24 protein-coding genes and 1 riboswitch are annotated in these 25,327 nt (G+C 33.6%); of the genes, 15 read left to right on the forward strand and 9 right to left on the reverse strand.

Annotation, left to right across the window (positions count from 1 at the left end; genetic code table 11):
• Positions 1–194: 194 nt before the first annotated feature.
• Positions 195–1,556 (reverse strand): PFL family protein, encoded by a 1,362-nt coding sequence (locus ADJ83_RS10530; RefSeq protein ID WP_031534153.1) that lies wholly within the window; start codon positions 1,554–1,556, stop codon positions 195–197.
• Positions 1,557–1,573: 17 nt separating this feature from the next.
• The gene (locus ADJ83_RS10535; protein WP_031534154.1) at positions 1,574–1,852 is read right to left on the reverse strand and encodes an ACT domain-containing protein; all 279 of its coding nucleotides are present in this window, start codon (positions 1,850–1,852) and stop codon (positions 1,574–1,576) included.
• A 136-nt stretch (positions 1,853–1,988) separates the two neighbouring features.
• Positions 1,989–2,072: riboswitch (glycine riboswitch) on the reverse strand.
• 220 nt (positions 2,073–2,292) lie between these two features.
• Between ADJ83_RS10535 and ADJ83_RS26200 the strand changes: the two genes are divergently transcribed.
• Entirely contained in the window at positions 2,293–2,397 is a 105-nt protein-coding gene (locus ADJ83_RS26200; protein ID WP_231512488.1) for a DUF6254 family protein, read from the forward strand.
• Between the two features lie 91 nt (positions 2,398–2,488).
• Here ADJ83_RS26200 and ADJ83_RS24560 read toward each other — a convergent pair whose 3' ends face one another.
• Entirely contained in the window at positions 2,489–2,662 is a 174-nt protein-coding gene (locus ADJ83_RS24560; RefSeq protein ID WP_065429081.1) for a YkvS family protein, read from the reverse strand.
• Between the two features lie 478 nt (positions 2,663–3,140).
• On the opposite strand from ADJ83_RS24560, the gene ADJ83_RS10540 reads away from it, so the two are divergent.
• Positions 3,141–3,335 (forward strand): hypothetical protein, encoded by a 195-nt coding sequence (locus tag ADJ83_RS10540; RefSeq protein ID WP_031534157.1) that lies wholly within the window; start codon positions 3,141–3,143, stop codon positions 3,333–3,335.
• A gap of 334 nt (positions 3,336–3,669) precedes the next feature.
• Here the strand turns inward: ADJ83_RS10540 and ADJ83_RS10545 are convergent, their stop codons facing one another.
• Positions 3,670–4,038, reverse strand: coding sequence for a PilZ domain-containing protein (locus ADJ83_RS10545; protein ID WP_031534159.1), 369 nt, complete (start codon positions 4,036–4,038; stop codon positions 3,670–3,672).
• Between the two features lie 923 nt (positions 4,039–4,961).
• On the opposite strand from ADJ83_RS10545, the gene ADJ83_RS10550 reads away from it, so the two are divergent.
• The 4 genes from ADJ83_RS10550 to ADJ83_RS10565 all read left to right on the forward strand — a co-directional run bounded on the left by ADJ83_RS10550 (position 4,962) and on the right by ADJ83_RS10565 (position 11,339).
• The gene (locus tag ADJ83_RS10550; RefSeq protein ID WP_031534161.1) at positions 4,962–5,228 is read left to right on the forward strand and encodes a phosphocarrier protein HPr; all 267 of its coding nucleotides are present in this window, start codon (positions 4,962–4,964) and stop codon (positions 5,226–5,228) included.
• A complete protein-coding gene (ptsP, locus tag ADJ83_RS10555) occupies positions 5,228–6,949 on the forward strand; it encodes a phosphoenolpyruvate--protein phosphotransferase (protein WP_031534163.1) in 1,722 nt (573 codons plus the stop codon). Before ADJ83_RS10550 ends, ptsP begins: the two co-directional genes overlap by 1 nt.
• A 688-nt stretch (positions 6,950–7,637) precedes the next feature.
• Positions 7,638–10,283 carry a cation-translocating P-type ATPase gene (locus ADJ83_RS10560; RefSeq protein WP_031534165.1) on the forward strand — a complete coding sequence of 882 codons (2,646 nt, stop codon included), beginning with the start codon at positions 7,638–7,640 and terminating at the stop codon, positions 10,281–10,283.
• A gap of 180 nt (positions 10,284–10,463) precedes the next feature.
• Positions 10,464–11,339, forward strand: a complete 876-nt coding sequence (locus ADJ83_RS10565; RefSeq protein WP_031534167.1) for an NAD(P)-dependent oxidoreductase — start codon at positions 10,464–10,466, stop codon at positions 11,337–11,339.
• A 38-nt stretch (positions 11,340–11,377) separates the two neighbouring features.
• On the opposite strand, the gene ADJ83_RS10570 is transcribed toward ADJ83_RS10565, so the two are convergent.
• Together ADJ83_RS10570 and ADJ83_RS25580 are read right to left on the reverse strand one after the other, a co-directional pair.
• Positions 11,378–12,532, reverse strand: coding sequence for an aminotransferase A (locus ADJ83_RS10570; RefSeq protein ID WP_031534168.1), 1,155 nt, complete (start codon positions 12,530–12,532; stop codon positions 11,378–11,380).
• A gap of 125 nt (positions 12,533–12,657) precedes the next feature.
• On the reverse strand, positions 12,658–12,831 hold the full coding sequence (locus tag ADJ83_RS25580; RefSeq protein ID WP_155986730.1) for a hypothetical protein: 174 nt from the start codon (positions 12,829–12,831) through the stop codon (positions 12,658–12,660).
• A 287-nt stretch (positions 12,832–13,118) separates the two neighbouring features.
• On the opposite strand from ADJ83_RS25580, the gene ADJ83_RS10575 reads away from it, so the two are divergent.
• The 3 genes from ADJ83_RS10575 to ADJ83_RS10585 all read left to right on the forward strand — a co-directional run bounded on the left by ADJ83_RS10575 (position 13,119) and on the right by ADJ83_RS10585 (position 16,241).
• On the forward strand, positions 13,119–13,643 hold the full coding sequence (locus tag ADJ83_RS10575; protein WP_031534169.1) for an RDD family protein: 525 nt from the start codon (positions 13,119–13,121) through the stop codon (positions 13,641–13,643).
• A 78-nt stretch (positions 13,644–13,721) separates the two neighbouring features.
• On the forward strand, positions 13,722–15,026 hold the full coding sequence (locus ADJ83_RS10580) for an MFS transporter (RefSeq protein WP_031534170.1): 1,305 nt from the start codon (positions 13,722–13,724) through the stop codon (positions 15,024–15,026).
• 309 nt (positions 15,027–15,335) lie between these two features.
• Positions 15,336–16,241, forward strand: a complete 906-nt coding sequence (locus ADJ83_RS10585) for a chemotaxis protein (protein ID WP_031534172.1) — start codon at positions 15,336–15,338, stop codon at positions 16,239–16,241.
• Positions 16,242–16,395: 154 nt separating this feature from the next.
• Here ADJ83_RS10585 and ADJ83_RS10590 read toward each other — a convergent pair whose 3' ends face one another.
• Positions 16,396–16,863, reverse strand: a complete 468-nt coding sequence (locus tag ADJ83_RS10590; RefSeq protein ID WP_031534174.1) for a YkyB family protein — start codon at positions 16,861–16,863, stop codon at positions 16,396–16,398.
• A 290-nt stretch (positions 16,864–17,153) separates the two neighbouring features.
• Between ADJ83_RS10590 and ADJ83_RS10595 the strand changes: the two genes are divergently transcribed.
• Positions 17,154–19,253, forward strand: a complete 2,100-nt coding sequence (locus ADJ83_RS10595) for a sensor domain-containing protein (RefSeq protein WP_031534176.1) — start codon at positions 17,154–17,156, stop codon at positions 19,251–19,253.
• Between the two features lie 320 nt (positions 19,254–19,573).
• Here ADJ83_RS10595 and ADJ83_RS10600 read toward each other — a convergent pair whose 3' ends face one another.
• Positions 19,574–20,293: a C39 family peptidase gene (locus tag ADJ83_RS10600; protein ID WP_031534178.1), complete on the reverse strand. Its 720-nt coding sequence runs from the start codon at positions 20,291–20,293 to the stop codon at positions 19,574–19,576.
• A 353-nt stretch (positions 20,294–20,646) separates the two neighbouring features.
• Here ADJ83_RS10600 and ADJ83_RS10605 point away from each other — a divergent pair, with 353 nt between their 5' ends.
• Both ADJ83_RS10605 and ADJ83_RS10610 read left to right on the forward strand, forming a co-directional pair.
• A complete protein-coding gene (locus ADJ83_RS10605) occupies positions 20,647–21,864 on the forward strand; it encodes an EAL domain-containing protein (RefSeq protein ID WP_031534180.1) in 1,218 nt (405 codons plus the stop codon).
• Between the two features lie 92 nt (positions 21,865–21,956).
• Positions 21,957–22,559: a DUF3993 domain-containing protein gene (locus ADJ83_RS10610; protein ID WP_048717754.1), complete on the forward strand. Its 603-nt coding sequence runs from the start codon at positions 21,957–21,959 to the stop codon at positions 22,557–22,559.
• 97 nt (positions 22,560–22,656) lie between these two features.
• On the opposite strand, the gene ADJ83_RS10615 is transcribed toward ADJ83_RS10610, so the two are convergent.
• The gene (locus ADJ83_RS10615; RefSeq protein WP_031534183.1) at positions 22,657–22,890 is read right to left on the reverse strand and encodes a glutaredoxin domain-containing protein; all 234 of its coding nucleotides are present in this window, start codon (positions 22,888–22,890) and stop codon (positions 22,657–22,659) included.
• Between the two features lie 412 nt (positions 22,891–23,302).
• Here ADJ83_RS10615 and ADJ83_RS10620 point away from each other — a divergent pair, with 412 nt between their 5' ends.
• The 3 genes from ADJ83_RS10620 to ADJ83_RS10630 all read left to right on the forward strand — a co-directional run bounded on the left by ADJ83_RS10620 (position 23,303) and on the right by ADJ83_RS10630 (position 25,316).
• Positions 23,303–23,539: a YkuJ family protein gene (locus ADJ83_RS10620; RefSeq protein WP_016200943.1), complete on the forward strand. Its 237-nt coding sequence runs from the start codon at positions 23,303–23,305 to the stop codon at positions 23,537–23,539.
• A gap of 329 nt (positions 23,540–23,868) precedes the next feature.
• Positions 23,869–24,315 (forward strand): cyclic-di-AMP-binding protein CbpB, encoded by a 447-nt coding sequence (cbpB, locus tag ADJ83_RS10625; protein ID WP_031534187.1) that lies wholly within the window; start codon positions 23,869–23,871, stop codon positions 24,313–24,315.
• A gap of 107 nt (positions 24,316–24,422) precedes the next feature.
• Positions 24,423–25,316 (forward strand): LysR family transcriptional regulator, encoded by an 894-nt coding sequence (locus ADJ83_RS10630; protein WP_031534189.1) that lies wholly within the window; start codon positions 24,423–24,425, stop codon positions 25,314–25,316.
• The last annotated feature ends 11 nt before the right edge of the window (positions 25,317–25,327 follow it).

Here is a 25,327-nt window from a genome sequence, read left to right on the forward strand (position 1 = left end):
CTGCGGGGTCTCAGCCTTTCCTCTATTTCCCGCAGGAGTCGAGCATCATCCGCTCCATTACACTTCGTTTTTTAAACCTTTTTCAAAACAATAAACACGAATTTTCATGCAAATTAATTACATAATAGTTCGTGTTTATTGTTGAATGAAATGCTTATGTCCCAGCCTCATGTATTTGTCATGTAAAGATACTATTAGTTAATTAATGCTTGTAGGGGAGATGGTATACGTCCGCCTCGGTCAATGAGTTTAGCTGAACTAAATGGATTAACTCCCATTACAGGTGCTCGACCTAAAAGACCGCCGAATTCTACGATTTCTCCCTCTTTCTTTCCAGGGACAGGAATGACACGGACAGCTGTTGTTTTTTTATTAATCATTCCAATAGCTGCTTCATCGGCAATGATTGCTGATAACGTAGCTGCTGTAACATCTCCAGTCAGGGCAATCATATCAAGTCCAACAGAGCATACACAAGTCATTGCTTCCAGTTTAGAAAGGGTTAAGCTGTCATCTAAAATTCCTTTAATCATTCCATTATCCTCACTTACTGGAATGAAGGCGCCACTTAATCCACCAACATAACTACTTGCCATTGCTCCACCTTTTTTAACTGCGTCGTTCATTAAAGCTAATGCTGCAATGGTCCCATGTGTTCCGACACGTTCCAAACCAATCTCTTCTAATATTTCTGCAACACTATCATTAATAGCATTAGTCGGTGCAAGGGATAAATCCATAATTCCAAATGGTACATCTAAACGTTCCGCAACTACTCGTCCAATTAATTCCCCAGCTCGAGTTATTTTAAAAGTTGTTTTTTTGATGATTTCTGAGACTTCTCCTAAATCAGCTTCAGGATATTTCTTCAATGCACTTAATACAACGCCAGGTCCACTAACACCAACATTGATTACAACTTCTCCTTCACCTGCTCCATGGAAGGCTCCAGCCATAAATGGGTTATCTTCAACAGGATTACAGAAAACCACTAGCTTAGCACATGCTAGACCATTTTGATCTTTTGTATTTTCAGCAGCTTTTTTAATTATTTCACCCATTTGTTTTACTGCATCCATATTAATACCGGTTCTAGTCGTAGCAACAGATACGGAGGCACAAACGCGTTCTGTCACAGAAAGTGCCTCTGGAAGGGCAGCTAATAATGTTTGATCACCTTTAGTAATCCCCTTATGTACAAGGGCAGAATATCCACCTATAAAATCTACATTTAAATCTTTTGCGGCTTTATCTAATGTTTTTGCTAGGGTTACTGCTTGTTCTACTGTACTATTTCCTAGAATTTCTGCAATTGGAGTGATAGAAATACGCTTATTAATAATGGGAATTCCATATTCCTTTTCAACAGCATTTGCTACTTCCGTTAATTTGCTTGCATACTTTGTAATTTTTTTATAGACAGACTCATTTAACTTTTGAAAATCTGAATCAGCACAATCATAAAGGCTGATTCCCATCGTAACAGTACGAATATCAAGGTTTTCCATCTGTACCATATTAATGGTTTCCATCATTTCATTCAATGCAATTTTCATTTTCTGACCCTCTTTTCTTAAACACGGTGCATGGATTGAAAAATTTCTTCTAATTGGATATTAATTTTTAAATGAAGTTGCTCGCTTAATTCATCAAATTGTTTTGTTAAGTTATCCAAGTTCTCTTTATCGGTAATATCTACTAACATCATCATTGTAAAGAAATCTTGTAGGATAGTTTGACTGATATCTAGGATATTAATGTGATTATTAGAAAGGATTGTTGTTACCTTACTGATAATCCCAATTTGATCTTTTCCAATGACACTTACGACTGCTCGACGTTGTTGAACCATTATTTCACCTCATACCTCACAATTTTGTTTGCTTCTCAAATAAAACGATTTAATGAATGTATGAAAAAAACAGATTGGATACACCAATCTGTTTCAAAGGATAAGAAGAACCAGGACATGATTATAAATATGCATTGGTTGTTCTTCTGTCCTTTTACCTGAGATTGTGAATCCTTCGGTGCCGTTTGGGAATCCAAACGGTCTCTCCAGAAGCTGCTCCTGTTATAGTTTGATCCATAACATTCATAGCATGTAATTTATTTAAGAAATATAATGTGATGTTAACAGTTTTTTTTCATGTGGTCAACCAAATATTTCTTTTAAGCGCATGGAATATTGGAGCGGAAATTCACTTGGAAAATGGGATAAGTTTGTAGCTATTAATAGGGATAAAAAAGGTGATAATGTTTATTATATAACGAAGGATGGAGGTGAAGAAGATGTCAAAAGCACATAGAGAAAAAGAAAGAGAATGGGCTGTTCGTAAGCAGAAACAAAAGCCTCATGGGAAAGTAAAAACAAAAAAAGAATTGGCGGAAGAATAGTTTCTTCCTTATTATATGTAATATATAAAGCGCATACAAAAAAGAAGTCAATAAAAGGAGGCAATCCCTATATAGACTTCTTTTTTGACCATTATTTAATGATACGATAGTTTTTGTGGTTAACAACTGTTCTTTGCTCTAATTCTAAATCACGATAATTATTCATATAAGTTAAGTCTACAATAACTGAATTTTCATTTACTTTTTCAACAATTCCTTGTAACCCTCTAAATTCAATTATATTTCCAACCTCAGCTCTTTTCACTCAAATCTCTCCTTATCATTCCAAATTTTATATAAATTCTGATTATAGTTTGCACTATTAGAACTTATTCGTAAAAAATAGCAATATAGTAATCTTAATAAATATATACTATGAAACTGCAAATAAAATGTGTATTATTTACTTTTTTGAAATAGTCTTTTTTCGTTGCAACTTGAAGGTAAGTTCTACCTAGCATGATGAAATAAAGGGAAATGCTGTTTATCGAAAAATTATGTATTTTTAATATAAAAGAAAGTGAAGGAAGTAATTTTGGACTTCATTATCCTATTTTTGACTATCACTAATGGTTACACTATCCTAATATTAGATGATATTATAACATAATTAAGAAAAATATCCATAATAATATCAAAAAATAATATTAAAAAAGGAAAAGTGTAGAATTCTTTGCTTAAAATATTACAATAAATTAAAATATGGACTGAAAAAAAGATAGAAAGGGTAATTGGTGAGTGGTATGAATAAGGAATTGGCAGAAGAAATATTAGAGCAGTTAAAGAATAAAGAAATAGAAAGTTATCGAGTTAAAAAAGAGGAATTTCTCACTTTTCGATCAGAATTGGTAAAGAGAGAAGACTTTAAGCATTTTAAAGGAATTGCAGAAATTGGCGGAGATGTTACATATAAATATATGGACGAGCCAAGAAGTTGAAAAATAGGGCACTTAGCTTTAGATCCACTTTAAACGACGGACACTGAAAAACTGTTTGCTAATTATTCATCGGTGGAGTTTTAAGGCAACTCCACTGATGGAAATCTTTTTATTCCTTTCTATCCAAATTAACATAGAAAATGAGTTTATTTAAATGATTTTAAACTGGTGAAATGTTTACCTTTTATGGGGAGTAAAAAATATAGATTAACTTGTTGAGGAGATTAGCAAGGACGGAAAGTACCACTACAGGAAAAAAGGAGACCACTGCAAATATTGGAGTGGTCGAGTGAGTGGAAGAATATTCAGATGTGTGTAATAAATACCTACTCTTTTAAAGCGTATCTTTATTATCCATTCGAGAAAGTTCTTTTAAGCCGTTGATTATCTTCTGTTTTGCGTCATTATCTTCCGTTCCTTCAAAACCATATTCAAATAGACTCCCGATTTTTTTCTTCCAGGTTATATGGCCAGGCATAATTATCTCGTTTCCATTTAAAATGAACTGAAGTTGTAATAATAAGCGCGAATCATCAACAGGTAAGTTATATTCTGTCCTAAATCTTAATCCATTGGGACTTATATTATAGATAAGAGCATGCCCTTTACTAGAAAGTGTGTCTTCCTCAACCTTTAGTGTAAATATAGCGTCAAGAGAATCATTCAATTGGTAACGAAAAGCTTCATTACGTTTGTATCTCATATTCTCCCTCCCTTTATTTTTTTCTCCAATAAAAAATTATATTTATCATGTTAAATCGCGTGAACTTGACGAATACGCCCGCTTTATATTTTCAAAGGAAAAAACTTCAGCATTTATCCCACTTTTCAAACTTTATAAGACTTAACCGTAAGCTTATGGAATTCGAGGGAAAAAGAGGGGAATCAACTGTCTGTACAAAGCTGAATCGTTCCAACTAACAATCAGTGGATAAATGACGCATACCACTGAAACGGTTAATTTTATTAGTTAAACTATACATACTTGAAAGTTCAATAATATTAAAGCTTGTTTAACGAGATATTGCAATATATTTTTCGACTAATAAATGTTTTCTATACAAATGTTTGAAGGATTTGTTACAGAGCTTTGTCACCATTTTAAGCTGTTTTCATAATATGTCCGCTTTTAATTATAATTATCTTTTTAAGTGGACAGTCACCATTTTTAATTGTATAAAAGTTGATAATTAGGGGATTTTACTAAACAGGAAGTAACTTCACACCAAGGCTAGGTTTATCAAATAAAAAATGCTAATTTTCGCCATAAAGTGAACAAATTTTTGTCGTTTAATAAATTTTGATTGTCTAGATAAGAAAGAAATGCTATTCTTTCATTTGAGATGTCTTTTTCAAAAACTTAAATTGCCTGCCTATTTTGAACAGGTCATTATATGTTCTCATCTTTTTAGAAGATGCTATAAATGGTTGTGAAGAAAGTTTGTGTGCATAGACAGCGATATTTTTCGACAAAATACATAGCTTTCGGTTTACAATTGTAATATAAAAATTATATATTATTAATGATAAACAATTGTTAATTTATATTAAGGTTGTTTAAGTTTGAAAAGTTTATCTATATGGTTACATCTTATAACTTAATCGATAAAGGAGAATGATTTTATTATGGTAGAAAAACAATTTAAAGTTATTGCAGATACAGGAATTCATGCTAGACCAGCAACGCTTTTAGTACAAGCAGCTAGCAAATTTGATTCAGATATTCAATTAGAATACAAAGAGAAAAAAGTAAATCTTAAATCGATTATGGGTGTTATGTCATTAGGAATTGCTCAAGGTGCTGAAATTAAAATTATCGCAGAAGGTAATGACGAGCAAGAAGCTATTAATGGATTACAAGAAACGTTAAATAAAGAAGGTTTAGCAGAATAATGAGTTTTTTACAAGGAATTGCTGCATCTAGTGGAATAGCCATTGCAAAAGCTTATCGTTTAGTTGAACCAGATCTTTCATTTGAAAAGACTAGTGTAGAAAATGCTGAAAATGAAATTTCTCGTTTTCAAGATGCTTTAACGAAAGCAAAATCAGAATTAGAAGCTATTCGTGAAAAAGCTAATAAAGAGCTTGGGGCGGATAAAGCTGCGATTTTTGAAGCGCATTTATTAGTATTAAGTGATCCAGAATTAATTGCACCTATTGAAGATAAAATTAAAACAGACCTAGTGAATGCTGAATACGCATTAAAAGAAACAACAGATATGTTTATTACAATGTTTGAATCAATGGATAATGAATATATGCAAGAAAGAGCTGCAGATATTCGTGACGTGACAAAGCGTGTAATGTCTCATCTTTTAGGCGTACATTTGGCAAATCCAAGTATGATTTCTGAAGAAGTAGTTGTTGTTGCAGAAGATTTAACACCATCTGATACAGCACAGCTTAACCGTCAATTTGTTAAAGGATTCACAACTGATATTGGCGGTAGAACTTCTCATTCAGCAATCATGGCTCGCTCTTTAGAAATTCCTGCTGTTGTCGGTACTAAAAAGGCTACAGATGAAATTAATAATGGCGATTTAGTAATTGTTGATGGATTAAAAGGAGAAATCCATATTAATCCAACACCTGAAATGGTAGAAAGCTATAAAAAGACTGCAGAACAATATGAACAACAAAAAGCAGAATGGGCAAAACTTGTGAATGAACAAACAGTTAGCTCTGATGGTGTTCATGTAGAGCTTGCAGCAAATATTGGTACACCAAATGATTTAGAAGGTGTTATTAATAACGGTGGGGAAGCAGTTGGTTTATACCGTACTGAATTCCTTTACATGGGTAGAGATCAGCTCCCTACAGAAGATGAACAGTTTGAATCTTACAAAGCTGTCCTTGAAGGAATGAAAGGGAAGCCAGTTGTAGTTCGCACATTAGATATTGGTGGAGATAAAGAGCTTCCATATTTAGATTTACCAAAAGAAATGAACCCGTTCTTAGGTTTCCGTGCAATTCGTTTATGTCTAGAGGAGCAAGATATTTTCCGTACGCAATTAAGAGCATTATTACGTGCAAGCTCATATGGAAATCTAAAGATCATGTTCCCAATGATTGCTACATTAAATGAGTTCCGCCAAGCAAAAGCTCTTTTAGAAGAAGAAAAAGCTAACTTAACAAGTGAAGGCGTTCAAGTAGCAGAAAAAATTGAATTAGGTATCATGGTTGAAATTCCTTCTACTGCAGTTCTTGCAGATCAATTTGCTAAAGAAGTTGACTTCTTCAGTATTGGTACAAATGACTTAATCCAATACACAATGGCTGCTGACCGTATGAATGAGCGTGTTTCTTATCTTTACCAACCATACAATCCTTCTATTTTACGTCTTGTTAAAATGGTTATCGATGCAGCGCATAAAGAAGGTAAATGGGCAGGTATGTGTGGAGAGATGGCAGGAGATGAAACAGCAATTCCTTTATTATTAGGATTAGGCCTAGATGAATTCTCTATGAGTGCTACATCTATCTTAAAAGCAAGATCACAAATTCTAAACCTTTCTAAAAAGGAAATGGAAGAATTAGCAGAAAAAGCATTACAAATGTCTACAACAGAAGAAGTTATGGAAGCAGTTAAAGCTGCAGCAAAACTTTCTGAATAAAATAGGTTTATCCTTAAAAATAGTGGGTATAAATAAAAATAGCATAAGCTCTTTTACAAGTTAGCTTAACGCTATTCTCATTTTCCCCTTATTTGAACTGACTAGATGATTCTAGTCAGTTTTTTATGTGGTTATAAAGATTCATACATGAAAAGCAAAGGATAGAGGTAAAATATTCGTATATTCATTCTTAAACTCTATGACTATAATGAGTAAGGAAAATAGGTGGGAAATCAACTCGACTATTTTTAAAGGGTCCGAGTGGTTTGAGGTAAATGCCCTCACTCATGAGTTATCAGGGCACTGAAAAAGTCTAGTTTTCCAAATAAAATGAGGTTTTATTTATTTGAAAGTGAATAATAAGCCTCGGAAAACAAAAACCTACACTAAGTTAGAATGGTTTGGTAACTACCATTCACCAGGTAATTCACTTTTTCAGTGGCCACTGAGTTATACCGAGTAGGCTCTATTTTCTCGCAAGGATGTAAAGTACTTTTAGCTGTTATCGTATAACAAACTTTACGAAAATAGTTTTTCCATATTATTGGACAGGTTTATGGAGAATAAATAATGGGAAGTGGTTTAAAAAAGGATTTTTTATTATACATATGTACAAAGAATTGCTTTTTCGTTTATGTTAAGTGCAAAAAAAGTCAGGACAGAACAATAAGGAGTTGAATAAAGTCACATGGATTTTTATCAAAAGGAAAAAGACGTCGTATTAAAAGAGTTACAGTCATCTGCACAAGGTTTATCATCAGACAAAGTAAAGTCACTTTTGGAAAAAGAAGGATATAATGAGCTCCAAGATAAAGAAAAAGTGCCAACATGGAAGCTCTTTTTAGAAACGTTTAAAGATCCGATGGTTATTGTGTTATTAGTAGTAATCATTATCCAATTGATAATGGGTAAATTTGTCGAATCCTTAATCATATTTTTAGTACTATTGCTTAACTCGGTTATTAGTGTTATTCAAACAAAAAAAGCAGAAAGTTCATTAGATGCCTTGCGAAATATGAGTGCACCAGAGGCTAAGGTGAGACGAGATAACACGAATAGTACAATTCCAGCCCGTGAGCTAGTTCCAGGTGATATTGTTTTCCTAGAAGCTGGTGACTATGTTCCAGCTGATGGACGAATTGTAGAAAGTGGTTCCTTAAAAGTGAATGAGGGGATGTTAACAGGGGAATCAGAAGCGATTGAGAAACAAGATAAGGTTATATTAGAAGAATCTGCGCTTGGTGACCGTATTAATATGGTCTATAGTAGTTCGCTGGTTGTTTATGGACGAGGTACTTTTGTAGTAACAGGTACTGGAGAAAAAACGGAAATAGGTAAAATTGCAGATATGCTAAATACTGCTGAAGAAAAACAGACACCATTACAACAGAAGCTTGCAGAATTTAGTAAGAAATTAGGAGTAGGAATTCTTCTTTTATCTATTCTTATTTTTGCCATCCAAGCATTAAGAATATGGTTGGGAGATGAAACGGTAGATGTCACCACGTCTATTTTGAATGCATTATTATTTGCAGTTGCAGTGGCGGTGGCCGCTATTCCGGAGGCTCTATCCTCCATTGTTACGATTGTTCTGTCTGTTGGAACAAATAAAATGGCTAAACAAAGTGCTATAATTCGTAAATTGCCTGCAGTAGAAACATTGGGTTCTACAAGTGTGATTTGCACAGATAAGACAGGGACATTGACACAAAATAAAATGACCGTAACAGATTACTTCATTCCAGAAGGAGAAAGAGAGCATCTCCCAGAAGATCCCGCCCATTGGAATCAATCAGAAAGATTACTCTTAAATATAGCGGTTTTATGTAATGATTCTTATATTAATAAAGAAAATAGGGAAGTAGGAGATCCAACGGAAGTTGCTTTGATTAATTTCTATAATGATGGAAAAAGAAGCTATGAAGAAATTCGTTTAAGATATCCAAGAGAAGCAGAACTACCGTTTGATTCAGATCGAAAGTTAATGTCTACCGTCCATACGATTGATAATCAACGGCTTATGCTTATAAAGGGTGGCCCAGATGTAATGTTCAGTCGGGCTACGAAAGTGCTAGTCAATGAAAAAGAAGAACCTTTTACAAATGAATGGTTAAACAAATTTCAGGAAGCAAATGAAGATTTCTCCCGTCAAGCATTACGAGTACTAGCATATGGATATAAAATCATGCCGAAAGATAAAATGACGATTACGGAAGAAGAGGAAGCAGATATTATCCTAGTAGGGTTAAGTGCCATGATGGATCCTCCCCGAGAGGCAGTATATGGATCAATTGAACAAACAAAGAATGCAGGTATACGTACTGTGATGATTACTGGGGATCATAAAACAACTGCCCAGGCAATTGGTCGCAAAATCGGTTTAATGGAAGAGAACGATATTGCCTTAACTGGTCAAGAGTTAGATGCTTTATCGGAAGCAGAATTAGACCATAAATTGGAGGATATATCTGTTTATGCTCGTGTGTCTCCTGAGAATAAAATTCGAATTGTTCGAGCGTGGCAAAAGAAAAATCGAATTGTTGCTATGACAGGAGATGGTGTCAATGATGCGCCAGCTTTAAAACAGGCTGATATCGGTATTGCAATGGGAAGTGGAACCGATGTGGCCAAAGATTCAGCAGATATGATCTTAACAGATGATAATTTTGTATCAATTGTTAATGCTGTTGGTGTAGGAAGAACTGTTTTTGATAATATAAAAAAATCAATTGGTTATTTATTTGCAGGGAATTTTGGAGCAATTATTGCTATATTATTTGCGGTAATAGCAGGTTGGGCTAATCCTTTTACAGCATTACAGCTGTTATTTATTAATTTAGTGAATGATTCCTTACCAGCGATTGCCCTTGGCATGGAAAAATCAGAGCCAGGCGTAATGAAGCGCAAACCAAGGGATGTTAATGAGGGAATCTTTGCCGGCGGAACACTTCGAGCAGTCGTTGTAAGAGGAGTATTAATTGGTATAGCAGTTATTATCTCCCATTATATTGGATTACAACATTCGGATGAATTAGGAGTCGCTATGGCTTTCACCACCTTAATTCTTTCACGTTCTTTGCAGACTTTTGCTGCAAGATCTAGTACACAAACGATTTTTGGTGTTGGGTTATTTTCCAATAAATATGTATTAGGTGCTGTTGGAATATGCTTCTTGTTATATTTGATTACTATCTTGCCATTCGCTAGAGAAGTCTTTGCTATTCCAGCTTCGTTTGGCATGAATGAATGGTTAATAGCAACTGGCTTAGCAATCGCTGCTGTAATTGCAATGGAAATAATGAAAGTCCTTATAGTGAGGATATTACGTAAATAAGTTGAAAAAAACTACCCTTTATATAAAATCGGTGTAAAGATTTGTATAATGGGTAGTTTTTCAGTCATTGTGAGTACGACTTTAGAAGAGAATTTAGACATTTATAAATGTTTTCATGTTACTATAAAGAAAAACAATGTTTAAATAAAATTGGAACATTGTATAAAGGAGAGGAATAGCATGTTGGCAAAAGAAACTACTACCATTGGCTTTATCGGTACAGGAGTAATGGGGAAAAGTATGGCAAGACATTTATTACAGGCAGGTTATCCTGTTATTGTACATAATCGCACGAAAGAAAAAGCAAGCGACCTTGTAGAAGAAGGTGCAGAATGGGTAGACAGTCCATACGAGATGGCTTTAAAGGCGAATGTAATTATTACGATTATTGGTTATCCAAAAGATGTAGAAGAAGTCTATTTGGGGGAGAATGGATTAGTTAACAATGCAAGTGAAAATACCTATTTAATCGATATGACAACATCTACTCCTAGCCTTGCGAAGAAAATATATGAAGAAGCAAAAAAGAAAAATATTTATGCTGTGGATGCGCCAGTTAGCGGTGGAGATGTAGGAGCAAGAGATGCAAAATTATCTATTATGGTTGGTGGGGACGAAGAGGTGTATAAAGAACTTCAGTCCATCTTTGAGATATTAGGCACAAATATCGTTTATCAAGGACCTGCAGGCTCTGGTCAGCATACAAAAATGTGTAATCAAATTGCTATAGCCTCTACCATGATTGGCGTTTCAGAAGCAATTGTTTATGCAAAGAAGGCAGGATTAGATCCAGAGAAAGTTCTAGAAAGCATATCAACTGGTGCAGCAGGAAGCTTCTCTTTAAGTAATCTTGCGCCAAGAATGATAAAAGGCGATTTTGAACCAGGTTTCTATATAAAGCATTTTATTAAAGACATGCGGATTGCTCTTAAAGAAGCAGAAGAAATGAATATGGAAACACCTGGTCTATCTCTTGCAGAAACATTATATAGCCATTTATCTGCTAAAGGAGAAGAAGAAAGCGGCACACAAGCTTTATTTAAATATTGGGATTGATAATAAAGAGCTTCCACATCTGTGGAAGCTCTTTGCTTCTAATTCATATACGTTGTCATATATTTCTCTAATCGATTACATGCTTCTTCTAATGTTTCCATTGAATAGGCAAATGAAATCCGGAAATATCCTTCTCCTAATGCAGAAAAAGCACTGCCAGGAACAACCGCTAAATTTACTTTATCAACTAAATCGAGACAAAAGTCAAAGGAATTCAACTTTGTTGTCGGTACTTTTATGAAAAAGTAAAAAGCACCATCTGGCATTACTACGTCCAATCCGATAGAAGTTAAGCGATTATATACATATTCTCTTCGCATTCGATAGTCATCTCTCATTGGCTCGGCATCATTTATACCAACTGTTAACGCCTCTAGTGCAGCTCTCTGAGAGACAGAGGAGGCGCAAGTTACATTATATTGATGTACTTTAATAATTTGCTGACTAAGATATGCTGGTGCAAATAATAGTCCAATTCTCCAGCCGGTCATACTATGGGATTTAGATAGTCCGTTAATGACAATGGTTTGTTCACGGAGAAACTCAGCAATAGATACATGCTTTTGATCATAGAGTAATTCACTATATATTTCATCTGCTAAAATAAAGATGTCTTTACCCTTAATAAGAGCAGCAATTTCCATTAATTCTTCTTTCGATAAGCTGACTCCTGTAGGATTGGATGGGTATGGCAAGACAATACATCTAGTTTTTTCTGTGATGTATTTTTTTATTACGTCAGCTGTAAAACGAAAGGAGGTATCACGAATGTCTGCATATACTGGAATAGCATCACATAAACGGATAATTGGCTCATATCCAGGATATACAGGACCAGGGAGTATTACTTCGACTCCTTTATCGAGAATGGTTCGAAAGGTAACATCTATTGCTTCACTAGCTCCAACTGTAACAAGCACTTCATTAGAAGGATCATAAGAAAGATTATATTTATTATGTACGAACTGTGATGCTGCTTTCCGTAATTCTAGCTCCCCAGCATTATGTGTGTAGGAAGTGAAATTTTCGTCAATAGACGTTTTAGCAGCTTCTTTAATATGAAGAGGTGTCGGAAAATCTGGCTGACCAATCGTTAAAGAAATCATCCCTTCCTTTCCAGCGACCATATTAGAGAACTTCCTAATGCCAGAAATCTCAATATTTTTAACTTTTTTATTGATTAAATGTTCCATATTAAGTCTCCCATCATAATGTATTCTATTATGATATCAAAAGCGGAGATTATTGAAAACCATAGACAAAATAAAAAAGAGCAGTGACAAAAAAATCAATCACAGCTCTATCTATTTATCGTGAATTAGTAACCATAATCCCAATCAACGTCTTCTTCCATTAGGAATAATTGCTCATGATTCTCTAATTTTTCCGTTATTTGTACAGTTTCTTCGTGTTTTTTCCATGCTTCTAAGTCAATATTTTCTAAAAAAGTTACAGATAAGTCTTCATGAAAAAGAATTGCAGTACCCTTCATTGTGTACTCGTCCTCTCTTTAAATATATTTTAGCAATTATCTTTTCATTCTCTCCTTCACTTGCTTACACTTTTAGATTATTCCAATTGCACTAAATCGTCTAGGTCTTTGTTATACTTTTCACGAAATAGTAAAAAAAATATAAACATTTTATGAATATTTAAAGAAGGAAGGAAACAAAGGAATTCATTAATTGTATAAAAATTGTAAACCTTTCACCTATTACATAAAAAAGGTTGTTTAGATAATAAATTCCATTTATCATAAGAATAGGAGGGGGAAATTAAATGGTAACAACAATACATATAGAAAAAAACGAACAACCTGAATATGCAGGATTTTGGATTCGCTTTGGAGCATGGGTAATCGATAGTATTATTATCGGGATTCCCTTATTAATTCTTTCAAATGTCATTTTTGCTTTGTTTGTAAATTCAATGGAAATCCCGGAAGAGCTATTAATGGATCCAGCAAGTGTAGACACATTATCTGATGCAGAAATGTTATCGATAATAGGACCGATGATGACCGCATTTTTTGGAACAATGGGTATATGTTTGCTTATTAGTCTTTTTTATTATTCGCTACTTCATTCATCAAAATGGCAAGCGACAATTGGGAAAAAACTTTTAGGGTTAAAGGTAACAGATAAAAATGGGAATAGATTATCTTTTTGGAGAAGCCTAGGAAGATATGTAGTATCAAGTCTTTTATCGGGAATCCTTTTGATTGGTTTTATTTTGGCTGCTTTTACAGAGAAAAAACAAGCATTACATGATTTAATTGTTGGTTCTCTTGTGGTGAGAAAATAATGCGTTTTATTTCCTATCGGGGACAACGAACAGTAAATAAAATGTCATACTTGCTTTTTGGAGAGGAGAGCTTGATGGATGGAGTCAGTAACAAATAAAGTTCAAATGGAAAAAAAAGGATGGGCGTTGTATTTTTCCTTGCCCATTCTTTCTTGGGCATTATATGATGCTGCTAATACCATTTTTTCGTCTAATATTAATACAGTCTTTTTCCCCTTCTATTTAAAGGGAATGATTGGTTCAGGTGAGGTACAGCAACAAATAGCATCCACGTTTATTTCGTATGCAAATGCCCTTGCAAGCATTTTATTAGTTATCTTTACACCGTTATTTGGAGTAATTATGGACAGAACAGGAAAAAAGAAGAAATATATTGTAATCCTGACACTATTAACAGTGCTAGGAACAATTGCAATGGGGATCTTTTCGTCTATTGAGTTTTCACAAACGATACTTGGAATACCATTGTCCTTAGGTTTCGTGGTTCTTTTTTTTGTACTATCGAAATTTACGTATCATTCTAGCTTAGTATTTTATGATTCAATGATTTCTGATTTAGGTAGCAAGGAACAAATCCCGTTAATTTCCGGATTTGGTGTCGCAGTAGGTTATATCGGAACACTTATTGGATTATCTGTTTATTTATTTATAGATGACGGGGCTTTTAATCAATCATTTATACCAACTGGGATTCTCTTTTTGCTCTTATCCTTGCCATTATTTTTTTTCATTAAAGACAAACCAAAAGAAAATGTCCAAAAGCAATCTATTTTCTCAGGCTATGGTGAAATAGTGGAAACCTTTAAGCAGATGAGGAATTATCGAAAGATTTTTACTTTTATGCTTGCCTATTTTTTTCTTAATGATGCCTTAGCAACTACAATTGCTATGATGGCAGATTATGCAAATACAGTTATTGAAATAAGTTCAGGTAAATTCATTATTCTATATCTTGTGTCAACTATTGCAAGCATCATTGGATCCTTTATCTTTGGATATATTGCAAAAAAAGTTGGAGCATATCGAGCTGTACGATATGTAGGGATATTATTAGTTATCGCTTTGATTATTGCAACATTTGCTTGGAATCAAGGGGCATTTTGGATTGCTGGGAGTCTTTTTGGAGTTGCTCTAGGGAGTATGTGGGTAACGACAAGAACATATATTGTTGATATTACTCCAGAAGAGAAGAGAGGCCAGTTCTTTGGACTATTTGCCTTTTCTGGTAAGGTATCTTCCATTATCGGTCCATTTGTATATGGTACGATTACACTCATATTTGCTGATTTAGGAAATATAGCGAGCAGGATGGCGCTAGGCTCGTTAATTATTTTAACTATTATTGGATTAGTAATCCATGCACGCGTAAAAGAAGAATGGTAGGCTAGGCTGTTCAAGAAGGCTAACGAAAGCAGATATTCCGTAAATGGTGAAACCAATGGAAAAAGCTGCTTGATTGTTGCCTTTAGGAACAGTCTTTTTTAATATAACTGTATTAGGTATAGTAATTGTTGGCTAGATGGATTAAAAAAGAGGATATTGTTAGCGAGCAAAGATAGTTTCTAATTGGAGAAAATTGAATAAACTTACTTTAAGAATAGATAAATAGTCCGATATAAAGAATAGGTAAATAACTGAAAAGTGGATTTCATAAATGAACGAATTTTTAGAACCACGAAAGGACAGAAATAAATGAAAAACGACAAAGGAATACTTTTAGAATCTGGAACAAATGAGCTTGAAATTGTGGAATTTAGTGTTGGAAAGAACAATTTTGGTATAAATGTTATTAAGGTGAAGGAAATTATTAATCCAGTACCGATTACTCCAATACCACATGCCCATCCCTATGTAGAAGGAATAATGGAACTAAGAGGAGAAGTATTAACAGTAGTTAATCTTGCAAACGTATTAGGATATGCTCCTTCTGATACTCCTGAAAAAGATAAATATATTGTTTCTGAATTCAATAAAACAAAAATTGTTTTCCATGTTCATAATGTTACACAAATCCACCGGATATCATGGGAAAATATTGAGAAACCATCTGAGACTTATTATGGATCAGAAAGCCAAATAATTGGTGTAGTTAAATTAAACGGAGAGATGATTTTACTGCTGGATTTTGAAAAAATAGTGGTAGATATTAATCCTGAATCCGGAATTAATGTACAACAAGTGAAAAAATTAGGGGAAAGAGCAAGAAGTGATAAGAAACTAATTGTTGTGGAAGATTCTGCCCTTCTAAGAAAATTACTGGAAGATACGTTGAGCGCTGCAGGCTTTCAATACATTACATTTTTTGAAAATGGTCGTGAAGCATTAGCTTATTTAACAAAAAATGTGGAGAATGGTACTTCTATAGACGAGGTTGCCCAGTTAATGATTACAGATATTGAAATGCCACAAATGGACGGGCATCATCTAACAAAGCTAGTTAAAGATAATACAAACTTATCTAAGTTACCTGTCGTTATATTTTCGTCATTAATTACAGAGGGTTTAAGACATAAGGGGCAGGTTGTTGGAGCAAATGCCCAAGTAAGTAAACCAGAGATTAACGAATTAATTCAAATTATCGACGACATCATTTTATAATACTTATGTTTTAAAAGAAAAGTATGTGATTTAATGAAAGCTGCCAAGCTATTTTGACCTTAAGAGCAAAATAGCTTGGCAGCTTTTCTTTGTTAAAGAGATAAGTTGATTAGAGGGATTAGCCCCTTTGCAAATAGTTGAGAAAGAGCAAAAATTAATAGCTTTCACCGAGCTTTTTAAATACTGGTTTTTGGTATTGCTTTTTGCGGAATGTTTGATTAGGTGGCGAATCTTCTTTTAAACCAGTGTAAACGGATAAAAGCTTTTTTGATTGTGTTAAGGATAGAGTTGATTTGGGATTTCGAACACTTTGATTGAGAGATCCTAAATGTGGCAATTCCTCAAAATCCTTTTTAGTTGGAGGTAGATGAAAAGTATAGTTTTTACATGCAATTAATAGATCTGATTGTTGTTGGCTATATTTTGGATTGTTTGAGAAGTGTAGACCCATTTTTTTTGCTTTGCCTTCTGCTAATAGCTTATGTAAACTGTCATGCTTCAATTTATATAAAAACTTTGGGTTTGGAGCAGTTTTTGCATGACGATTTACAACAGAAATTGCTTGGAGAAGATTTTCAACAGTAGGTTGTATTGGTGGTGGATATTTTTGCTGCTTATTCAATCGGTTAATGCTCCTTTCTTACTAAATTGTACAAGTTATTATACTATTTTTACGAGAGAAAAGGAAATAAAAAGAGAATATCTTTTCCGTTATTTCTTTAAAATTAGAATAATAATCTAGGATTAGCCCTTTTATACGAATAAACTAAATTTTTTATCTATTTAAGTACAAACTTTCATATATATGCCGATAAAAGTAGTAAAAGAAAATTAGATTGGATAGCGATTGTTAATAGAGTTAATCTTATTCGAAACAAAATAATATATCGCTGCATGTTAGGAATGAGATGGATGAACGAATTTAACAAGAATAATGCAAGTAAGAAAATGATAGCACAATCTAAATCAAATATAGAAAATATTATTTTTGAAATTATTTTTATGTATATAAAAGATATGGTATTTATTATGAAAGCAGAAAAAGACAATACTTTTCGGTATATCTTTGTCAATGAGGCTGCCTTTTTATTTTCTCAATTACCAATTGATTTCATAGGGAAAGGGTTTCAAGATGTCTCTTCTAAGAAAATAGCTGATAGATTACAACAGGAATATACGATTGTATGTGAAACAAAGAAGAATCATATTTATACAGATCAAATACTGACAGATAATGGCGATATCATTTATGCGGAATCTGTTTTGACGCCTATTATAGATGAACAGAATGAAGTAAAGTATATTGTATCCATCACAAGAGATATTACAGAGTCCATTAAAGAAAAACGATTGTTGCATGAAAGCGAACAGAAATATCGTTCATTAGTTCAAAATAATTTAGATGCCGTATTCACGGTTAGCTTAGATGGGGTTATTCAAGAAGTGAATCCAACTGGATTAAAGTTAATTGACTTTAGTGATGTAAAACTGCCACTGTTTTCACTGTATGAACTCATAGATGAGGGGAATACCTTATTTTACGATAGCTTTAGAAAATGCAAATTAACGGAAACATCCCAATCGCTAGATTGTAAGTTAAAAAGCAAAAATGGAAAAAAACTGTCCATTCATACAAAATTTGTTCCCATTAAAGTGAATGATACCATTAGAGGTATTTATGTTATCTTAAGGGATATTTCTGAACGTGCGGAAACGGCAGAAAAAATTCGCTATATGTCCTTTCATGATCAGCTAACGGGTCTTTATAATAGAAGAGCCCTTGTTGAAGATTTAAATCTGGAGATTAAGAAGGCTGAAACAGAGAAAGTTACGTTTGCCTTAATGACGATTGATTTAGATCGGTTTAAATATATCAATGATACATTTGGTCATATTGTCGGAGATCAAATTCTCATAAAAGTTGCGGAACGATTATTAGAATTTAAAAATCATAAATGCCATGTATATCGACAGGGAGGAGATGAATTTAATATTCTCCTGTCCAATACAAATAGACAAGAAACAGCAAGCTTAGTTCAACGTATTATCTCAAGTTTTGCAAATTCCTTCTACTTAAACTCTCATGAATACTATATTAGCCCGAGCATCGGAATTAGTATGTATCCATATGATGGAGATGACATGGAGAAAATCATTAAGAACGCGGATGAGGCACTTTTTCGCGTGAAAGAAAGAGGTAAGGCACATTATCAATTCTATCGTTCTGATATGACTTCAAATTTAACAAATGTAGTATCATTAGAAACAAAATTGCGAAAAGCAGTCCAAAAAAATGAACTAAAATTGTATTATCAGCCACAAATTGATTTAAAGAGTCATACATTTAATAGTTTTGAAGCATTATTAAGATGGGAGAGTCCTTCATTGGGACTAGTTGCACCCAATGATTTTATCCCACTTGCTGAAGACACAGGTCTCATTATTTCTATTGGAAACTGGGTAATCGAAAAGGCATGTGAGCAAATAAATACATGGAAAACTTTATACCATAAGGATGTGCGTATAGCAGTTAATATCTCACCAAAGCAATTTCAACAACCCAATTTTGTTGAAATGATACGTTACTCTATTCAAAAATTTAATATTAAACCGTCCTTGCTGGAGATTGAGATTACAGAAGGGGTTATGGAGAATATTAAAGAAGCAATTCCTATTTTGCGAAAACTAAAGGATTTAGGGGTTATTATCTCTGTCGATGATTTTGGAACTGGTTATTCTTCTCTAAGCTATATTAAGCAATTTCCGATTGATGTATTAAAAATTGATCAATCCTTTGTAAAAGATGTGGTTACAAATGCAAAGGATGCTGCCATTACGACAACGATTATTCACTTAGGACAAAATTTAGGGATAGAAGTTATTGCAGAAGGTGTGGAAACGAAAGAGCAAGAAGACTTCTTAAAAGAGGCAAATTGTCAAAAAGCACAAGGCTTTTATTATTCTCGACCATTGACTTGTGAAGAGGCGGAGCAATTTCTTAAGGATTTTTAAACATGAATAGAAAGATGGAAACATAAACTTATATTAAGCGAGTTAATAAAAAGGAAGACCCTAGAAGGATAGCTGGACGCATATCTTTTTGTTAGTACTTAAAAAAATGTAGGGTTGAGTCTATTTGAAAGAAACACGTTGATTGCAGCGCACAGATAATTGCTTTTTGGAGGAAAAGAATAAGGGAATTTGGATTTACACTCGGAATCCCTTCTTTACTTTAACAATTATCAATAGGTGGATGCAATCAACGCTAATCGTTAAATGTTGTTGCAAACAAATTATGAATACGTTCTATTTATTATCCTTTTTATACACTTTTACCGATAACTAATAGCTCTGGACTTTAAAGCATGCCAAGATTTAATAAAAGTCTTTTTATCGACTTTAACATTCTTTTTACCTGATAAGGGGTCATTTAAGTAAACATGATTCTTACTGAAGCCAACTAATACAACAGCGTGTAGGTCTAATGGTGTTTTAATTGTTTTTCCATTGTGTTTCCATGATTCCCATCTATCTGGTAAACGATAATCACCTGTTGTCCAAACTACAATTGGATAACCATTTTGAACATGTTTCTCTAAATCATGGAAAGAATATTTCGTTAAGTTAACGGCTCTTTCTGGGAGGTATTTGTTAACTAGATCTTCCATTGGCTTATCAAATACAGCATACCCAGGCTTTTTTCCAGTCATATCACCTACGAATCCAATAGAGGGGTCTCCCCATTCGATAATATTGCCATTTTTTCGAATCAATGGGTCTATGTCCTTCTGAATATTTTTGTAAAGCTCCATTTTATTTACTTTAACACCAGCGTAATTCAAAACCATCGTTAAACTGGTCACTTCACATCCATATTTTAGTTCAGGATTTTGTTTTATCAAAGGAACATCAAGCAATACACTTTTGTTCGTGCTAGATTCTTGATGTAGTTGTTCTACTTTTGGCTTACTCTCTTCAATATGGAAATATTCCCAAGTTTGCTCGGACCCGAAAAAGGGAGTGAGCAACAGTAATAGCTTACACAACTGCATTTTACTACCTCTTTCTTGCCAACTCCTATTTTTTATCATACGAAATTTCAAACAAAATTATAAGGACATATTATTACCAACACCTTATCCTTTTTTTATTGTGCTTGCCTGTGGAATGATATCATCGGATGAAACTGTGTTTCAGCTAAAAATTGAAAGAATTTTCTATCAATGTTTCTTTAGCTAAGGATTTATATGATATAATAAGGTTTATTTTAATTCTTAGAATAAAGTGAAGAACCTTTGCCTACTTACTGTCTAAAAATAAATATCATCAAAAAAAGGACGAAATGATTTATAACGGAAGCGATAAGCAAAGGAGTTTGCTTTTCTTGTGGGGAGGCTATCAAAATATGGATGCTTTGGATATTTTGACTGATTTAGAAAATGTCATCCCTTATTTTCAAGCTATATTTAGCGCTGATGAACATCGAGTAATCGGTTATGAAATATTAGGAAGATATAATGGAGCAGATGGTGTTGAAAGCCTTGGAGATTTCTTTTTTGATGAAGGAATTCCTGATGAATATAAAATTGAGGTAGATCAAGTTATTTTAACGAAGGCGCTGGATAAAGCGTTGTCCCTTGACGAGGATGTATTGCTCTTTATCAATAGAGATGCTGAAATCTTGATGAAGGATGATGGAGAATCATTTTTAGAAACATTGCTGGAATATGAAGGGAAAGGCTTCAAGTTAGATCGAATCGTTCTGGAGATTTCAGAGCGAAATTATCATGGGCAATTTTATCATTTAGATCATTTATTACTTTATTATCGAACATATGGCATTAAAATTGCCATTGATAAAATGGGAAGTGATAGTAGCTATTTAGACAGACTCGGTGATTTAGCACCTGATATCCTAAAAATTGATTTATTAGCTTTGCGATCTACATCTACCTCGCATGCTTACCAAAATGTTTTATATTCGCTATCTATGCTTGCTCGAAAAATTGGTGCTACTTTATTATTTGAAAATATTGAGATGGTATATCAGCTTCAATTTGCTTGGAAAAATGGTGGGAGATTTTATCAAGGATACTATTTACACTATCCTGAGGCAAATTTCGTTGATCGCAATTGTAGAAAAGAAATATTAAGAGATTTGTTTCATGAGTTCATTTTTTCAGAAAAGAAAAAACTATCAACAATTTTTGAATTAACAGAGGATTTTCAAGTTCAATTACAGTCATTGCTTGTTAAATATAAGAAATATTCTTCCTATGAAGAGCTTTTGAAATTACTTACTGCTGATTTAACAGATGTTGCTTTTCGAATGTATGTATGTGATGAAGATGGATTTCAAAAATCTGCAAATATTATTAAATACGATAGTGATTGGATTATTCAGCCTGAATATGCACACAAAAATTGGAGTTGGCGACCATATTTCCTAGAAAATATTATAAAAATGAGGAATGAAAAAAGAGGGATATTGTCTGATTTATATAGTGATATCGAAACAGGAGAAACAGTAAGAACTTATTCATACCCATTAAACGCCAAGGAATATTTGTTTATTGATTTATCTTATAATTTTCTTGATCGAAAGAAATTGCTACTTAGTTAAAACAAGCTGAAGAGATTTTCTCTTCAGCTTGTTTTTATGCCATAAATTAAGGGTAAAGTTTAAATGAAATAAATAGAGAAGGAGAGAGTAGGATGAATAAAAGCTTCTTTACTATAGTGATTATTTTGCTTCTTGGTATATTTCCATATTCCGCACATGCTACCAGCCATTTGACAAGTAGGGATGAAGTCTTTGCTTTTGTAGAAAAGGCATTTCGAGCACAGGTGTCATTAAGTAAAGAAGCGAGGGATATGGAGGAGATACAAGAAATATTGGCACCTTATTTTTCGGAGAAACTAATCTATTTATTTCTTAATGAAAACTTGACTGGAGAAAATGGGGCATTTTATACATACGGTAATGAATTCGGAAAATATTATCTGCCTTTTTATCAGTTATCCGATCAAACCTTTATAGAAACAGAAGAAAATAGTATTCTTCTATATGAATATTATGAACCAATTATATTTGGAGAAAAAGTATATGAAGGAGCCTATGAAGGAGTGCTTATAAGAAAGGTGAATGAGAATTGGATTGTTACGAATATGCTGACAGATAAAGAGGTAAGAACCATTATAAATAACAAAGAAAATAACTATAGTACATTGGTTTATATGCCCTTGTTTGCAATAGAAAATCAAGTAACTTATATCAGTAACAATTGGAAAAATCATAATGTACAAACGCTAAAATAGCTTGTAAGAGTTATTTTCTAGATTTTGAGGTATTAGCTATAATGAAAGTGTGGCGCACTTTTTTACGTATAGTGTACGCCACATTGGTGACTTGCTGTTAAAGATTTAAAGCAATTTTAAGTTTTTCCAAATCGAAACCATAAATTACAGTTCCATCTACCACAAAAGTTGGGGTTGAAAAGGATTGGTATTTCTTTATTAATTCTGTTTTCGCACGCGAATCCTTTTGAATATCTTTTATTACAAAGTCAAATCCATGTTCTTTTAAAAAGAGCTTGGAATATTCGCAAGGGGGACAGTCAGGCTGGGTATATAACGTGATTTGGTGCATTTTGTTCCTCCTACATTCATTCTACTTCTAATCATACAAAGAAAGCTTTTTTCGTGCAATTCATTTTAGCAAATGATAGGAATAGGTTTAAACAGGAAAGGTTACTTTTTGGATTCTGAGGGAGCTGTAGATGTGCGGAATTAGACAAATGATTATTTCCATTTTGCTATAAGAAAGGTGTTTTTTTGTTATGATTTTATATGTTAGAATATTCAGATGAAATAAATAATAAAAAAACAACTAGTTTTTTTTAGTTTTACTTGGACAAACTCTCGACAATCTTTTATTCTGTTAGTATTGGCATTTTACACAAGAGGCGAATGGTACTTTATTTAACGAAGAAAGTGTATAGAAACATGCTAATAGTGAAACCTATTGTTAACAAAAGGTTTGTTTTGAAAGGAGAGAGAGCATGTCACAATTACAAGGCATATTAACAAGATTAAAGAATCTGCAAGAGCAGGCAACTGGGGGAGAACCAACTCAACGTTTCTTCGAGGTAAATGGGGAGAGAAAGTGTCAAGTTACATTTCATCCAAAAACAGAAACGTTTGAACTAGAAGTCTATAATGACAAAGAAAAACCAAAAAGATATCAATTTGATAATGTTGATATGATTACAATTGAGATTTTTGATTTAATTCAGTAAGATTTTTAAGAAGCTTTTTGCATTTACGGATACCCAAATGCAGAAAGCTTTTTTTATACTTTTAATTTTACTACATGAAAAAAGCAAGTGAATCCATACTAATAGTTGAGGTGATAAACATGATGCCAACGGTTATTTGTCCAGAATGCTCTCGTGAGGAAAAATTAGAGAATGTACTGACAGCTCAATCTAATCAAAATGTAATCTTTCAATGCCCTCATTGTCAACTACTTGTAAGGAATATAAAAACGAGTAAGGGTTAAAGGAGCATTAAGCCGGAAACTGTGATAAAATGAGGTATAAATATATTTTGTGAGGAGTTTTCGGCTATGATAAGTATGCACAGCGAAGAGTTTTTAAACATCACTTTAAATGATTTATTAATTCCGTCTGAACGGGTTGCACATGTACAGGTAGGAAACAGTTTAGAACACGCTCTGCTAGTCTTAACAAAAAGTGGATACTCAGCAATCCCTGTATTAGATGCACATTATAAGCTCCATGGATTGGTGAGTACGCCAATTATTATGGAGAGTATACTTGGACTAGAAAGAATTGAATTTGAAAAATTAGAAGAAATAAAAGTAGAAACAATTATGAACACTGTAATGCCGAGAGTGAAGAGTAATAGTTCTGTATTACATACGATTAAACATTTGGTAGACCATCCTTTTATTTGTGTAGAAACAGAAGATGGCTATTTTGAAGGGATTTTAACGAGAAGAGCAATATTAAAGCGACTTAACAATTATTTACATCAAAACAATCACCAATAATCTATAACAATTAAATTCCTTTCACCTACTGTAGCCGCTCTTATTCACCTCTTCATTAGAGTTCTTTCCCTCTTTTGATAACAAATTTTTTATATGAGGATACTATCATGTCAACGATTTCTGAATTAAAATTATTAACCGTTCTTGCACAAGAAATGAATATGAGAAAAGCAGCAGAAAGACTTTTTGTCACACAACCCGCCCTTTCTCAAAGGCTGCAAAATATCGAGAAAGATTGGGGGACACCATTATTTATTAGGTCACAAAGAGGGCTTTCGCTTACTGCTGCTGGCGAATTAGTAACGAAATTCGCAATGGAAACGCTAAAGAAAGAAGAAGAAGTGAAAGAATCCATTCATGCTTTCAAAGAAGAAGTGTATGGAACATTAAAGATAGCTGTTGCAAGTATCGTAGGACAGAACTGGCTTCCGGAGGTCTTAAAACGATTTGTTGAGCGCTATCCTCAGGCAAAGGTATCATTAGTAACAGGCTGGAGTAGCGATATGATGAAATCTGTTTCTGAGGATAGTATGCATATAGGTATTGTAAGAGGAGTATCCGATTGGAAGGGAATTAAAATTCATTTATTTGATGACCCCCTTTATTTAGTGGATCGAGAAATTGCGAAGCTTGAGGATATTGCTTTAACGAATCGGCCGTTTATCCAATTTAAAAGTGATTCAAACTATTACGAAGAAATACAGGTTTGGTGGCATCGGAATTTTCAACTGCCTCCGAACAATACTATTGTCGTGGATCAGATTGAAACATGTAAACAGCTTTCTTTTAATGGGATTGGTTATAGTATACTTCCTTCTATTGCCTTAAAAAAAGTAGATGATGCACTTTCCCGAATTCCGTTATTTAATGATTATAATGAGCCAATCACAAGAGGAACTTGGTTAATTGGCTATGAAGCAACTTTTCAATTAAAACAGGTACAAGCTTTTTTAGAAATTGTTCACGAATATCTGGAAGAAGAAAAAAGGGGAAAGGGATGAATCGAAGATAA

It is taken from the genome of Bacillus sp. 522_BSPC (assembly GCF_001076885.1).
GTDB lineage: Bacteria > Bacillota > Bacilli > Bacillales > Cytobacillaceae > Niallia > Niallia hominis.